This window comes from Magnetofaba australis IT-1 (assembly GCF_002109495.1).
Lineage (GTDB): Bacteria > Pseudomonadota > Magnetococcia > Magnetococcales > Magnetococcaceae > Magnetofaba > Magnetofaba australis.
The window spans coordinates 506,576-519,717 of sequence record NZ_LVJN01000020.1 but is presented as its reverse complement, the minus strand read 5'-3'; the positions used below and the strand labels follow the sequence as shown (position 1 = coordinate 519,717).

General features: G+C 62.7%; 11 protein-coding genes. 8 read left to right on the top strand and 3 right to left on the bottom strand.

All coding sequences use genetic code 11. The features are described 5' to 3' along the window. Positions 1-11: 11 nt before the first annotated feature. The 3 genes from MAIT1_RS14555 to mltA all read left to right on the top strand — a co-directional run bounded on the left by MAIT1_RS14555 (position 12) and on the right by mltA (position 2,805). Complete coding sequence (locus MAIT1_RS14555) at positions 12-215, top strand: hypothetical protein (RefSeq protein ID WP_085444037.1); 204 nt, start codon at positions 12-14, stop codon at positions 213-215. 174 nt (positions 216-389) lie between these two features. Then, on the top strand, positions 390-1,454 hold the full coding sequence (locus MAIT1_RS14550) for a Tim44 domain-containing protein (RefSeq protein ID WP_085444036.1): 1,065 nt from the start codon (positions 390-392) through the stop codon (positions 1,452-1,454). A 4-nt stretch (positions 1,455-1,458) separates the two neighbouring features. Further along, on the top strand, positions 1,459-2,805 hold the full coding sequence (gene mltA, locus MAIT1_RS14545; RefSeq protein WP_085444035.1) for a murein transglycosylase A: 1,347 nt from the start codon (positions 1,459-1,461) through the stop codon (positions 2,803-2,805). Between the two features lie 455 nt (positions 2,806-3,260). Here mltA and MAIT1_RS14540 read toward each other — a convergent pair whose 3' ends face one another. Then, a complete protein-coding gene (locus MAIT1_RS14540; RefSeq protein ID WP_085444034.1) occupies positions 3,261-3,446 on the bottom strand; it encodes a hypothetical protein in 186 nt (61 codons plus the stop codon). A gap of 354 nt (positions 3,447-3,800) precedes the next feature. After that, a complete protein-coding gene (locus tag MAIT1_RS14535; RefSeq protein ID WP_158089518.1) occupies positions 3,801-4,859 on the bottom strand; it encodes an HD domain-containing phosphohydrolase in 1,059 nt (352 codons plus the stop codon). 238 nt (positions 4,860-5,097) lie between these two features. Here MAIT1_RS14535 and MAIT1_RS14530 point away from each other — a divergent pair, with 238 nt between their 5' ends. From MAIT1_RS14530 to MAIT1_RS14510, 5 genes are all read left to right on the top strand, one after another. After that, a complete protein-coding gene (locus tag MAIT1_RS14530) occupies positions 5,098-6,225 on the top strand; it encodes a branched-chain amino acid ABC transporter substrate-binding protein (RefSeq protein ID WP_085444032.1) in 1,128 nt (375 codons plus the stop codon). 22 nt (positions 6,226-6,247) lie between these two features. Continuing rightward, positions 6,248-7,165 carry an ABC transporter permease subunit gene (locus MAIT1_RS14525; RefSeq protein WP_085444031.1) on the top strand — a complete coding sequence of 306 codons (918 nt, stop codon included), beginning with the start codon at positions 6,248-6,250 and terminating at the stop codon, positions 7,163-7,165. Position 7,166: 1 nt separating this feature from the next. Then, on the top strand, positions 7,167-8,471 hold the full coding sequence (gene livM / locus MAIT1_RS14520) for a high-affinity branched-chain amino acid ABC transporter permease LivM (protein WP_085444030.1): 1,305 nt from the start codon (positions 7,167-7,169) through the stop codon (positions 8,469-8,471). Continuing rightward, positions 8,468-9,340 carry an ABC transporter ATP-binding protein gene (locus MAIT1_RS14515; RefSeq protein WP_085444029.1) on the top strand — a complete coding sequence of 291 codons (873 nt, stop codon included), beginning with the start codon at positions 8,468-8,470 and terminating at the stop codon, positions 9,338-9,340. The genes livM and MAIT1_RS14515 overlap by 4 nt, the downstream gene beginning before the upstream one ends. Before the next feature lie 187 nt (positions 9,341-9,527). After that, positions 9,528-10,286, top strand: coding sequence for an ABC transporter ATP-binding protein (locus tag MAIT1_RS14510; RefSeq protein WP_085444028.1), 759 nt, complete (start codon positions 9,528-9,530; stop codon positions 10,284-10,286). 3 nt (positions 10,287-10,289) lie between these two features. Here MAIT1_RS14510 and MAIT1_RS14505 read toward each other — a convergent pair whose 3' ends face one another. Beyond that, positions 10,290-12,809 carry a sensor domain-containing protein gene (locus MAIT1_RS14505; protein WP_085444027.1) on the bottom strand — a complete coding sequence of 840 codons (2,520 nt, stop codon included), beginning with the start codon at positions 12,807-12,809 and terminating at the stop codon, positions 10,290-10,292. Positions 12,810-13,142: the final 333 nt, after the last annotated feature.

Genomic DNA, 13,142 nt, shown 5'->3' with positions numbered 1-13,142 from the left:
GGAGAGATCATATGCGCAGCCGCACCCTGTCCCTGCCCGAAGAGTTGGCCGACGCCCTGGAGCGTCTGGAAGACGCCGACAATTTCATCATCTGGGCGCTACAGAGCGGACTGGAGCGCGAACGCGCCGCGCTCTCCGGCGAGGCCGCCAAAGCGCGCTTCAAACCGCGCGAGGATATGCCCGCGATGTGGGGCCGTGACAAGGATGACGAATAGCGATTCCCGCCGCGACGGGAATCCGCGTCGCCCGCGTTATAGGTGATGTTCCCCCTCATGCGCCGCCCCACTATTTTCCCGGACACGATCCTGGACCGGGGCGGCGCAATCTGTTAGCACAGTAGACCAAATTCACCACTCGCATACATTTCAACGATTTTGAGGATCTCCGCCATGCGTCCATATCGCTGGTTCGCCCTGCTGGGCATCACCCTGACCCTGGGTTTTGCCGCCATGACCGTACTCCCCGATGACGCCGATGCGCGCATGGGGCGCAGCAGCTCGTTCGGCTCGCGCGGCTCGCGCTCGTTCATGACGCCACAGCAGCCCAGCCGTCAGAGCTTCTCCTATCAGCGTCAGCAGCAGAGCGCCAAACCGCAGATGGCCCCGGCGCAACAGCGTCGCGGCGGCATTCTGGGCGGCTTCGGCGGCATGCTGGGCGGACTGCTGCTGGGCGGCGCCATCGGCTCGCTGCTGTTTGGCGGCGGCTTGGGCGCGGGCGGCATCGGCCTGCTGGAGATTCTGCTCATCGGCGGCTTGATCTGGTTTGGCCTGCGCTGGTTTAAATCGCGTCAGATGGGCGGCGCCGAGCAGCCTCGTCACGGCGGCGGTTTCGACCCGCGTGGCGGTCAGGCTGAGGCGATGCAGACTGCTGGCGGACGCTACGACTACGCCCCCGAGCCTGAACCGCAAGCCGAGCCCCTGGCGCGCCAGGGCGCGACTTTCGGTGGCGCTGACGCTGCGGAGCCCCAGGACGACGCCCGCGATGATCTGCAGAACGGCTTGGCCGCCATCGCCCGCGACGATGCGCACTTCAACGAATTTGATTTCATCGACGGCGCCAAACACTGCTTTGGTCTGCTGCAGGACGCCTGGGCCGATGGCGATGTGGAGAAGTTGCGCGCCTGGCTCACCGAGCCGATGCTGGCGCAGGTGAGCGGACAACTGCAGCAGATGCGCGCCCAGGGGCTGCGTGAGGTGGTGGAGGATCCGCGCATCGACGACGCCGCCGTCACCGAAGCGTGGGCCGAGGCCAGCGCCCACTTCATCACCGTGCGCTTTGACGCCACCCTCACCGAGTATGTAGAGAACGCCTCCGGCGCGGTGGTGGAGGGTGATCGCGACGCCCCGCAGCAGATCTGCGAATACTGGACCTTCACCCGCGCGGCGGGGGGCGGCGTGGACGCTTGGCGTCTGACCGCCATTCAGCAACCCGATCAGGCCGCCGCCCAGGAGTAAGCCCTTGCGTTTGTTGCGCGCTTTGCTGTTTTGGGCGCCCTCGGCGGCGCTGGGTGGGGTGTTGTGGCTGTTGGCGCAGCCGGAACCGCCGCCACCCCCTCCGCCGCCGCCGCCCCTGAGCGCGGCGTCCGCATTGGAGCCCATTGAGTGGACTGAAGTGGGCGCGTTTGCCGATGACGCCGAGGCGCTGAAGAACTGGGCCGACGCCCTGCGCGGCAGCGCGGGGTACTATCATAAACGCCCGCGCACCGCCAAATACCGTTTTGGCGGCTACAGCGCCACCGCCGGACAGTTGGCTGCGCTGTGCGAGGAGCTTGCCCAAGCCGCTGAGTCCGGTGATCCGGCGCAACTTCACAAGGCATTGCGCGACAAGGCCAAACCGTTCCGCAGCGTCGGTTCCGACCACGCGGGCGAAGTGATGGTCACCGGCTACTATGAGGCGTCGCTCAAGGGTTCGCGCACGCGCTCGGACAAGCACGCCTACCCGCTATACAAAAAGCCTGACGATCTGATCACCGTGCGTCTGCGCGACTTCTCCGCCAAGCTGCCCAACAAGCGCGTCATGGGGTTGGTGAAGGGGGATCGTCTGCGCCCCTACCATGACCGCGCCGCCATTGACGACAAGCAGAAGCTTTCCGGGCGTGGGTTGGAGCTGGTGTGGGTGGATAGTCCGGTGGACGCCTTCTTCCTGCACATTCAGGGGTCTGGTCGGGTGGAGTTGGCGGAAGGCGGCGGCATGCGCGTGGGTTACGCCGGAGCCAATGGCCGCCCCTACTTCGCCGTGGGTCGCGCGCTAATTGAGAACGGCGCCATTCCTCGGGAGAAGATGTCTCTGGAGGCGATTCGCGACTGGCTTGAGGCCAATCCGCAACGGCGCGACTGGCTGCTGAACCAGAACCCCTCTTACGTCTTCTTCCGTGAGACTGAAGGCGGGCCATATGGCAATATTGGCGTCTCGCTCACTGGCGGCTACAGCATCGCTACTGACCACCGCCTGTTCCCTCGTGGGGCGCCTGCGCTATTGCATTCGGAACTACCCACTTTCGCCAGCGCGGACGCTCTCACTCCCAACGGCTGGCGTCCGGTGAGTCGTTTGGTGGTGAATCAGGATACTGGGGGGGCGATTCGCGGGGCGGGACGGGTGGATTGGTTCCAGGGGTATGGTTTTAACGCCGAGCGCACGGCGGGTTCGCTGAAGCAGCCTGGCGCGCGGTTGGTGCTGTTTGCGCCCAAGGAGCTGCAGCCGTGGCCGGAGGAGGTTAAGCCTGCGCCGCCGCCCGAGCCGGTGGAGCCGTGGCATGAGCGCCTGTGGCGTCGGTTGAGTGAGAACGCCCCCTGGCGCGCGGAGTGACCGAGTCAGCCGCCGACTGGTCGGCGGCGGGGTCTGGGGGCCGCTGCCCCCAGCGGGGTTTGGGGCAGCGCCCCAAGGTTTGGCAGTGTCCTTTGCTTTTGCCGTTTCCCCATTGAACAAGGGCGGCGCCAGCAGGAAGCTGATTGTGAAGCTGGAAGCGCCGAGCCCGCACAAAGGAAAAAGGGGAAACGGCAGGTGAGCAGGCCCGCAGGGCCGTCGTCCGCAGGACGGCGAACTGCTCTAAATCTCCACACCAGGGAAAGTCAAAAAGTGTTTGGGGAAAGAGGTTTAATTAAGTGACCGTCCCCTGAATTCAGTCCAGTCCTCGGAATTCACCCGGAATTCAGTCCTCGGAATTCACCCGGAATTCAGTCCTCAGAATTCACCCGGAATTCAGTCCTCGGAATTCACCCGGAATTCACTTCCCCATTGATGCCCCCTTAATTTCCCCTTAGTCAGGCTTTTGCCGCCAAAGTCACGAGAATCATGCCACCAGCGATGGCGAGTAACTGAAAGGCGCCCTCAGCAATCTCGCCATCTCCCCATAGCCCCAGGGTAGTGACGGCGAGAATCCAAACGATGATGACCGCCGCCGGGCCGGCGGCTTTGAGGTTGATGGAGAGGTTGTTGAACAAGTCCATACGTCAGTCCTTTAATTCCAGGGACAGCCTCTTAATTGATATGATCTAAGCTCTTTATCAGAGCATCTGCAATCTACTCCCCGCAAACACTTTTTGACTTTCCCAGGAGTCAAGTTTTAGTGCAGTTCGCCGTCCTGCGGACGACGGCCCTACGGGCCTGCTCACCTGCCGTTTCCCCGACGGCCTCCGTGCAAGCTCGTTGCTCTGCGCTTCTTATCCAACTTCCTACTGGCGCCGCCTCTGTTCAATGGGGAAACGGCAAAGACTACTGCCACTACAACACCGTGGGCGCCGCCCACACCCGCTGGGGGCAGCGGCCCCCAGACCCCGCCGCCGACCAGTCGGCGGCCAAGTTTACGGATCCGGGTGCTCGCTTTGAATGATCTCCATCTCCGGCAGCGCCTCCGTCAACGCCTTCACCAACTTGGGATCAAAATGAACGCCGCTCTGGCTGATGATGTACTGCATCGCCACCGACACCGGCCACGCCTCCTTGAACGGACGCTTGGAAGTCAGCGCGTCAAACACATCCGCAATGGCGGCAATGCGCCCATACAACGGAATCTCATCGCCCTTCAAGCCATTGGGATACCCCGTTCCATCCCACTTTTCATGGTGAGTCAAAGCGATCTGCCGCGCGCTGATCAGCGGCTCCTCGCTGTACCCCTCCAGAATCGCCGCGCCAATGGTGGGATGGCTCTTGACCAGCTCAAACTCCGACTCGTTGAGCTTACCCTGTTTGATCAGAATATTGTCCGGGATGCCGATCTTGCCCACGTCGTGCATGGGCGCAGCAGCAGTCAACGTAGCCACCGCCTTGGCGTTGAGGCCAATGACCCGGCCAATGGCGCCGCAATAGAGCTGCATACGACGAATATGCTGACTGGTCTCGTTATCCTTGTACTCCGCCGCGCGGCCCAAGCGGTTGATGATCTCCTGCTTGGTCTCTTCAATCTTGCGCGTGCGCGCCACCACCATCTGTTCCAGTTCGACAATGCTCACCGTGTTGTCGCGCAACCACTGCGAAAGCATGCGCAGCAGATTGCCCGCCACCCGGCCGCTATCGTCGATCACATCCCACAGTTGCGCTTCACGGATCGAGAGCACTCGGGTCGGCTCCCGCGCCACCACGAACGCCGACGGCGTCTTGCGGTCGAGAATGGAGATCTCCCCCACCGAGCCGCCTTCAGGAATCACCCGCGCCTCGGGATAGTCGACGCCGCCAAAGCGCACCGACAGCGACCCTTCCAGCACAATGAACATGGCGTCGTTGCTCCACTGCGGCGAGAGCAGCAGATTGCCCGTATCCAGCTCCTGCTCGCTGGCCACCGCCAACAGCTTCTCCACCGCCTCGCGCGGCACCCCGCGAAACAGCCGGATCGACCCCAGCACGCCTTCGTCTATTTGCACCATTTCCGGAACTCCCCACCACCAAATAAAATCCATCCTGCATATGTGGCGCATTGTGCGATAAGCCGCGCAATTTGACCACCCCTGCGTCACACAAAAGCCGCCATGACTGGACATTATGTGACGCGCCGTTCATCATGATCGACGATTTGCCAGCGCGCGGCGGACCACGCAAGCCCTGAAAATCGCAGCGTCCGTCCCGCCGAATCAATTCACCCCATCGCTAAGGGATGACCCAACCATGCACCCCAGCTCTCGCGCGTTTCTCTCCCTGGTCGCTGGCGCGACCGCCCTGTTCGCCGCTCACGCCGCCAGCGCGGCGGAGACCATCAAGATCGGCGTGGCCGGTCCCTTCAGCGGCGCCTATGCGGCGTTTGGCGAACAGCAATGGCGCGGCGCCGAACAGGCCGCCAAGGACATCAACGCCGCAGGCGGCGTGATGGGTAAGATGATCGAACTGGCCAAAGGCGACGACGCCTGTGAGCCGAAACAGGCGGTGGCGGTGGCCAACCGACTGGTGGATAACGACGGCATCGTCGCTGTGGCCGGGCACTTCTGCTCCTCCTCCACCATGCCCTCCTCGGAGGTCTACGCCGACGCCGGGGTGCTGCAGATGACCCACGGCTCCACCAACCCGCAGGTGACCGATCGCGGCATCCCCACTATCTTCCGCATGTGTGGTCGTGACGACCAGCAGGGCGTGGTGGGCGCCGAGTTCGTCATCAATACGCTCAAAGCCAAAAACATCGCAGTGCTGCACGACAAGACCGTCTACGGCAAGGGCCTGGCCGACGCCATGATGGCGCACATGAAATCCCTGGGGCTCCAGCCGGTTCTGTATGAAGGGCTGACCCAGGGCGAGAAGGACTTCAACGCCCTGGTGACCAAAGTGAAGGCGGCGAAATCCGACGCCGTCTACTTCGGCGGCCTGCACGCCGAGGCCGGTCCGCTGGTGCGGCAGATGCGCGAACAGGGCATCGACGCCCCCTTCGTCTCCGGCGACGGCATCGTCTCTGAAGAGTTCGTGCTGGCTGCGGGCGGTCCCCAATACGTGAAGAACGTCTTCATGACCTTCGGCGCCGACCCCCGCCGCATCGCCGCCGGCAAGGCCCTGGTGGAGAAGTTCCGCGCCGCCGGGTATGAGCCCGAAGGCTACACCCTCTACTCCTACGCGGTGATTCAATCCATCACCCAAGCCATCGCCGGGACCAAGACCACCGACGCCGACAAGCTGGCCAAGTGGCTGAAGACCCACGGCGCGCAGACCGTGATGGGGCCGAAGAGCTGGGACGCCAAAGGCGACCTGAAGGTCTCCGACTATGTCATGTACAAATGGAATGACGACGGCAAATACGAGCAGATGGACTAAGCGTTAGCTTGGGGTCGCGGTCATGGATGGGTATGTCATCGCCCAGCAACTGGTCAACGGACTGGTGCTGGGCGCCATTTATGGGTTGATCGCCGTCGGCTACACCATGGTCTACGGCATCATCGGCATGATCAATTTCGCCCATGGCGAAATCTACATGATCTCCGCCTACCTGACCGCGATCTTCCTCGCCGTCCTCCTGAGTTTCGGCCTCAACTCCGTGGCCCTGGCTCTGCTGCTCACCCTGATTCTGGCCATCGTCTTCACCGGACTGTATGGCTATGTTATCGAGCGCATCGCCTATCGCCCCCTGCGCGGCTCCAACCGTCTGGCGCCGCTGATCAGCGCCATCGGCATGTCGCTGGTGTTGCAGAACTACGTGCGCCTCTCCCAAGGCAGCCGCAACCAGGGCGCCCCCGCCCTCATTGAAGGGGCGTTCCGCTTCGGCTCCGATGAGCACTTCGTCCAGATCACCTACATTCAGTCCCTCATCGTCATCGTCAGCCTGATCTCCATGGGCGTGCTCACCTGGATCATCCAGCGCACCGCCCTGGGGCGCGCCTGCCGCGCCACCCAACAGGACATCACCATGGCGCAGCTATTGGGGGTCAACACCGACCGCACCATCTCCCTGGTGTTCGTCATCGGTGCGGCCATGGCGGCGGTGGCCGGGGTGCTGGTGACCCTCAACTACGGCTCGTTCGACTTCCACATCGGCTTTGTCACCGGCATCAAGGCGTTCACCGCCGCCGTGCTGGGGGGCATCGGCTCCCTGCCCGGGGCGATGCTGGGCGGTCTGGTGCTGGGGCTGTGCGAATCCCTCTTCTCCGGCTTCGTCAACACCGACTACAAAGACGTGTTCGCCTTCTCCATTCTGGTGTTGGTGCTGATTTTCCGCCCCAGCGGCCTGTTGGGTCGCCCGGCGGTGGAGAAGGTGTGACATGAGCAACGCCGCACACAGCTGGAAAGGGGTATTGAACGAGGCCGCCCGCGCGGGCGCCGCCGCGCTGCTGCTGTTCGGCCCCATCGTCGGCCTCACCCTCTCCGGCTATGAACTGGAGTCCCACTGGAGCCGCGCCTTCATTCTGGCGGGCGTGGTGTTTGTAGGACGCTTCGTCATCGCTGCGCTGTTCCTGCACCCACGCTTGGGGCCGTGGCTGGAGCGCCGCTTCACCCGCAGCGGCCCGGCGGTGGTGGTGGACAAGGGGCGCCGCGTCCACCACGTCATCCTCACCCTGCTGGTGATCGCCACCGCCTTCGCGCTGCCATTCATGCTCTCCAAGTACTGGATCACGGTGGCGATTCTGGCGCTGATCTACGTGCTGCTGGGGTTGGGTTTGAACATCGTGGTGGGGCTGGCGGGACTGCTGGACCTGGGCTTCGTCGCCTTCTACGCGGTGGGCGCCTACGGCTACGCCCTGGGCCATCAATATCTGGGACTGAGCTTCTGGGAGGCGCTGCCCTTTTCGGCCTTCCTGGCGGCGCTGTTCGGCATGGTGCTGGGCTTCCCCGTGTTGCGCATGCACGGCGACTATCTGGCCATCGTCACCTTGGGCTTTGGCGAGATCATCCGACTGGCGCTCAATAACTGGGCCCAATTCACCGGCGGCCCCAACGGCGTCTCCGCACCGGCCCCGACCCTGTTCGGCATCGAATTCACCCGTCGCGCCAAGCAGGGTGGTACGCCCTATCATGAATTCTTCGGCCAGTGGTTCGACGTCAGCTACAACCGCGCGGCGCGCTATGTCTTCCTCTATCTGGCGCTGCTGGTGGTGGTGCTGGCGCTGATCCACGTCGTGCAGCGACTGCGCAAAATGCCCATTGGCCGCGCCTGGGAGGCGCTGCGCGAAGATGAGATCGCCTGCCGCTCGCTGGGCATCAACCACGTCACCGTCAAGCTCTCGGCGTTCGCCACCGGGGCCATGGTGGGCGGCGTCGGCGGCGTCTTCTTCGCTGGATCGCAGGGCTTCGTCAACCCCACCTCGTTCACCTTCTTTGAATCGGCGCTGATCCTGGCCATTGTGGTGCTGGGCGGCTTGGGCTCAGTGGTGGGGGTGATCATCGCCGCCGTCACCCTCACCGTGTTGCCGGAGCTCCTGCGTGAGTTCGCCGCTTACCGCGTGCTGCTGTTCGGCCTCGCCATGGTGGTGATGATGACCTGGCGCCCCCGCGGTCTGCTGAAACTGCGCCGCCCGTCGTTCGCTCTGCCCAAATCGACCAAGTCGGCTCCGGAGGCGCAATCATGAGCGCCTCGCTGCTGGAGATTCGCGATCTCTCCATGATCTTTGGCGGACTGACGGCGCTCTCCAACGTCTCGTTTGATGTCGCGCCGGGCTCCATCACCGCCTTGATCGGCCCCAATGGGGCAGGCAAGACCACCCTGTTCAACTGCGTCACCGGTTTCTATAAGCCCACCCTCGGCCAGATGCGTCTGCAACCGCCGGGCAAGACCCCGGTGAATCTGGTCGCGGTGTTGGGCGAGCCGCTCCGAGCCACAGATTTCACCGCGCCAGGGCGCATTCCGCGCAAACTCTACTTCAAACTGTTCGGCGGCTCCCACCGGGTGGCCCGCGCCGGGGTGGCGCGCACATTCCAGAACATCCGCCTGTTCCGCGAAATGACGGTGATGGAGAATCTGCTGGTGGCGCAGCATCAGCAGGTCAATCGCAATCCCATTGCGGGCATCATCAAGAGCCCAGGCTTCCGCCGCTCCGAGCGTGAGGCCATCGCCCGCGCCGCTTACTGGCTGGAGCAGTTGGATCTGGCGGACGCCGCCAACCGGCTGGCCGGGGAGCTCCCCTATGGACACCAGCGGCGGTTGGAGATCGCCCGTGCGCTCTGCACCGGCCCCAAACTGATCTGCCTGGACGAGCCCGCCGCCGGGCTCAATCCCCGCGAGACCGAGGCGCTGTCGACCATCATCCGCCGCTTGCGTGATGAACATGGCGTCACGGTGTTTCTGATTGAACACGACATGGGGTTGGTGATGGAGATCTCCGACCATGTGGTGGTGCTGGACCATGGCGAGGTGATCGCCCAGGGCAAGCCGGACGAGGTAAGCAAAGATCCGGTGGTGCTGGAGGCGTACCTCGGGGTTGAGGCCAGCGCGGAGTAAAAATGTTTGTGGGAAAGCGGTCGAGCCAAGGGTATCTATTGGCCTCCGGCTGGCCGGAGGCTGGATTCTTAAGGGCCTGTGACCCTTAAGCGGGGTTTGGGGCGGCGCCCCAAGGTTTTGTCTTTCAGGGGAGCTCGAGGGCAAAGCCCTCGATATCTTCCATCATCCCAAATTGCTCTAATAAACTATGACCAAGCCACTCCCCGACCAACCGGATGCGATTCTCCTCCTCGAAGAGGTGAGCGCCGCCTATGGACCGATTCAGGCGCTGGACACGGTGTCGCTGCACGTCAATACGGGCGAGATCGTCACCCTGATCGGAGCCAATGGCGCGGGCAAATCGACGCTGCTGATGACCATCTTCGGCAATCCGCGCGCGCACCAGGGGCGGATTGTATTCGAAGGGCGTGAGATCACCCACCTGCCCACCCACCACATTGCCCGCCTGGGCGTCTCCCAAGCGCCCGAGGGACGACGCATCTTCCCGGATATGACGGTGGCGGAGAATCTGATTATGGGCTTAACGCCGCTGGAGGGGATCAGTGAGCGCCCGGACGGACGCAGCGACGAAGAGATGTTGGATTGGATTCACGATCTGTTCCCGCGCCTGAAGGAGCGCGCCAACCAGCGCGCCGGAACCCTCTCCGGCGGTGAGCAGCAGATGTTGGCCATTGGCCGCGCCTTGATGTGTCGTCCACGCCTGCTGCTGCTGGACGAACCCTCCTTGGGATTGGCCCCGCTGATCATTCAGCAGATTTTCGCCGCCCTGCGCGCCATCGCCAAGCAGGGGACCACCATCTTTCTGGTGGAGCAGAACGCCAACCAGGCGTTGCGCCTGGCCGACCGGGGCTATGTGCTGGTAAATGGGCGCATCACCCTATCCGGCAATGGCCGCGCGCTGCTGGACGACCCCGAGGTGCGCGCCGCTTACTTGGGCGGGCAATAAGCTCTACAGAGACCTGCCAGACTTTAGCAATTCAGTGAAGGCTTTGGCGTCAAGCGGCTTGCTGAAGTAGTAGCCCTGGATCTCCTCGCACTGGAGCTTTTTCAGAAACTCCAGATGCTCGGCGGTCTCCACCCCTTCGGCCACCACCTCCAGATTGAGATTGTGCGCCATAGAGACAATGGCCGAAACGATGGCGGCGTCATCGGCGTCGGTGGTGATCTCACGCACGAAGGACTGGTCGATCTTAAGCGCGTGGATGGGGAAGCGTTTCAGATAGCTGAGCGACGAGTAACCGGTGCCGAAGTCGTCCACCGACATGCACAGCCCCAGCGCCTTGAGCTGGCTCAGGCTCTCAATGGCCTGCTCCACGTCCACCATCATCAAGCTTTCGGTGATCTCCAGCTCCAGGTGACGGGGGTTGAGGCCGGTATCCTCCAACACCGCCTGCACCTGCTGCACGAAGTCGCGCTGCTGGAACTGCCGCGCTGAGATGTTGACCGCTACACGCAGGTGATCATAGCCACTCTCCACCCACTGCCGCGTCTGCAAACAGGCGGCGCGCAGAATCCAATCCCCCATCGGGCCAATCAACGCCGTCTCTTCGGCCACCGGGATAAAGACGCCCGGCGGCACCATGGCGCCATCGGGTTTTTGCCAGCGCACCAGCGCCTCCATGCTCACCACTCGCCCGCTGGAAAGCTCCACCTTGGGTTGATAGTGGAGCACGAACTCCTCATTCACCAACGCATGACGCAGTTGGTTTTCGATGCGCAAGCGCTCCAGCGCCTGGGTGTCCATGGCGGCGGTGTAGAACTGGAAGTTGTTGCGACCGGCCTGCTTGGCCCGAGTCATGGCCATATCGGCGGTGCGCAAGAGCGCCTCGGCGTCTTCGCCATCGGCGGGATAGAGGCTGATGCCCACGCTCAGGGTGATGTGCGCCTCATGGCCACGAATCTGGAACGGCTGCTCCACTGCGTCGAACAGTTTCTGCGTCACCATCACCGCATCCTGCGCCTGCTCCAGGTTCTCAATCAGCACCGCGAACTCGTCGCCGCCCAAACGGCAGGCAGTATCGCCATCGCGCAGACGCGACTTGAAGCGTCCGGCGATCAAGCGCAGCAGCTCATCGCCACAAGCGTGGCCCAGGCTGTCATTGATCTTTTTGAACAGGTCCAGATTGACGAACAGAATCGCCATCTGTTCGTTCATGCGCGACGCCTGCCGCAACGAGTGCGCCAGACGATCCTTGAACAGACTGCGGTTGGGCAGTCCGGTGAGCGCATCGTAGAAAGTCTGCATGTGCAGCTCTTGCTCGCTGCGCCGCAGTTCGGTCATGTCGTGGATCACAGCCACATAGTGGTTGATCTCGCCGTCACTGCCGCGAATGGCGGTGAGGGCCAAACGCTGCGGAAAGGACTCGCCATCGCGCCTGCGGTTCCACACCTCACCCACCCAGGATCCGGTGCGTTCGATCTCCTCCCACATGGCGTTAAAGAACCCTTGCCCGTGGTGATCGTGGTGTAGCAGCGCCGGCGAAGAGTCCAACGCCTCCTCGGCGCTGTAGCCAGTAATTTCGGTAAATGCGGGATTGACTGACTCAATATAGCCATCGGCCCCCACCACCACCACGCCCTCGATAGCGCTGGCGAACGCTTTGCGGGTGAGAGCCACATGATCTTCGGCGTCCATCATGGCTTGATGGAAGGTCTGCGCCACGGTGTGCAGCTTCTCTTCTGCGTCGCGACGCTGACGGATATCCCGCGCCACCACCAAGGCGTAGTCGACCCCTTCGAAGCGGATGTGGGCGGCGTTGCTCTCCACCGGCACGCCAACCCCGCGGGCGTTGCGCCACAACCCTTCCAGTGTCCAGGACCCGCTCTGCTGCAGCCTCTCCCAACGCGCTTGCCAACCGGCCTCGTCCAACCCCTCCTCCAGTTCGGACAATCGCATATCCACCAGTTGCCCACGCGGCCGCCCCAACAACACCGCCGCCGCCGCATTGATGAAGTGGATGCGCCCCTCTTCGGTGAGCCAGAAGATCGCTTCGCGCGCGCTATTAATCGAGAGGTCGGCCATACGCAGCGCAATGCGCGCATCGCGCTGATCGGTGATGTCGGCGCCGGAGCAGAACACGCCGCACACTTCGCCATCAGCTTCCCGCACCACGGTGTTGTGCCAGGCGATCAGCCGCATGCGGCCATCGGCGCACACCACGTCGTGTTCTACGTAGTGGTTCAGTTCAGTATTGTCGCGCACGATGCGCGCCAGCGCCTCACGGGTCTGCTGTCGACGATTGGGAGAGATGGCGACATCGAACCAGTCGCGCCCGATGAGCGCGCCGATCTCATGGCCAAGCAGCTGATGGCCCGTGGGGTTGAGGTAGATGATCCGACCTTTCCGGTCGATTGCCAAAATGATGGTTTTGACAATATCCAGGATCGGCAGCGCTTGCTGCATGTTCTTGAGGGTCGCAGGAAGGTTCTCTTCGCTGGCGTCTCGCAGGAGATTGACATGGGATGCCATGGCGATCCGATCCGGTCCGATCCGCAAAAGTGTGACGCGCCCCCACGCGCCGTGTACAAATCCCAGCAAAAATGGCCCGAATCCCGGACCGACTGGGACGGCGAAAGCATTTGTCAACAAAAGGTAAATCGTGTTGCAAATAATTTACAACAGTATGCTTGTCAAATCAATACTCACACGGGGGGTCCGGCAGACACCTTACCCAGCGCTCTTTTGCAGTTATTTTCCAGCATATATCCCCTGAAACAATGCGCAAACTCGCACAATACTTTGACCTGTAAGCGCGTGATGGTTTTAATGGACTCTCATGACGCGAATCGCCTGAAGCTGCGC

Excerpts from the sequence above, each read along its gene's own strand:
- MAIT1_RS14525 (WP_085444031.1), top strand. The coding sequence starts at position 6,248 with ATGGATGGGTATGTCATCGCCCAGCAACTGGTCAACGGACTGGTGCTG.
- MAIT1_RS14530 (WP_085444032.1), top strand. The coding sequence starts at position 5,098 with ATGCACCCCAGCTCTCGCGCGTTTCTCTCCCTGGTCGCTGGCGCGACC.
- MAIT1_RS14540 (WP_085444034.1), bottom strand. The coding sequence starts at position 3,446 with ATGGACTTGTTCAACAACCTCTCCATCAACCTCAAAGCCGCCGGCCCG.
- livM (WP_085444030.1), top strand. The coding sequence starts at position 7,167 with ATGAGCAACGCCGCACACAGCTGGAAAGGGGTATTGAACGAGGCCGCC.
- MAIT1_RS14535 (WP_158089518.1), bottom strand. The coding sequence starts at position 4,859 with ATGGTGCAAATAGACGAAGGCGTGCTGGGGTCGATCCGGCTGTTTCGC.
- MAIT1_RS14515 (WP_085444029.1), top strand. The coding sequence starts at position 8,468 with ATGAGCGCCTCGCTGCTGGAGATTCGCGATCTCTCCATGATCTTTGGC.
- MAIT1_RS14555 (WP_085444037.1), top strand. The coding sequence starts at position 12 with ATGCGCAGCCGCACCCTGTCCCTGCCCGAAGAGTTGGCCGACGCCCTG.
- MAIT1_RS14505 (WP_085444027.1), bottom strand. The coding sequence starts at position 12,809 with ATGGCATCCCATGTCAATCTCCTGCGAGACGCCAGCGAAGAGAACCTT.
- MAIT1_RS14510 (WP_085444028.1), top strand. The coding sequence starts at position 9,528 with ATGACCAAGCCACTCCCCGACCAACCGGATGCGATTCTCCTCCTCGAA.
- MAIT1_RS14550 (WP_085444036.1), top strand. The coding sequence starts at position 390 with ATGCGTCCATATCGCTGGTTCGCCCTGCTGGGCATCACCCTGACCCTG.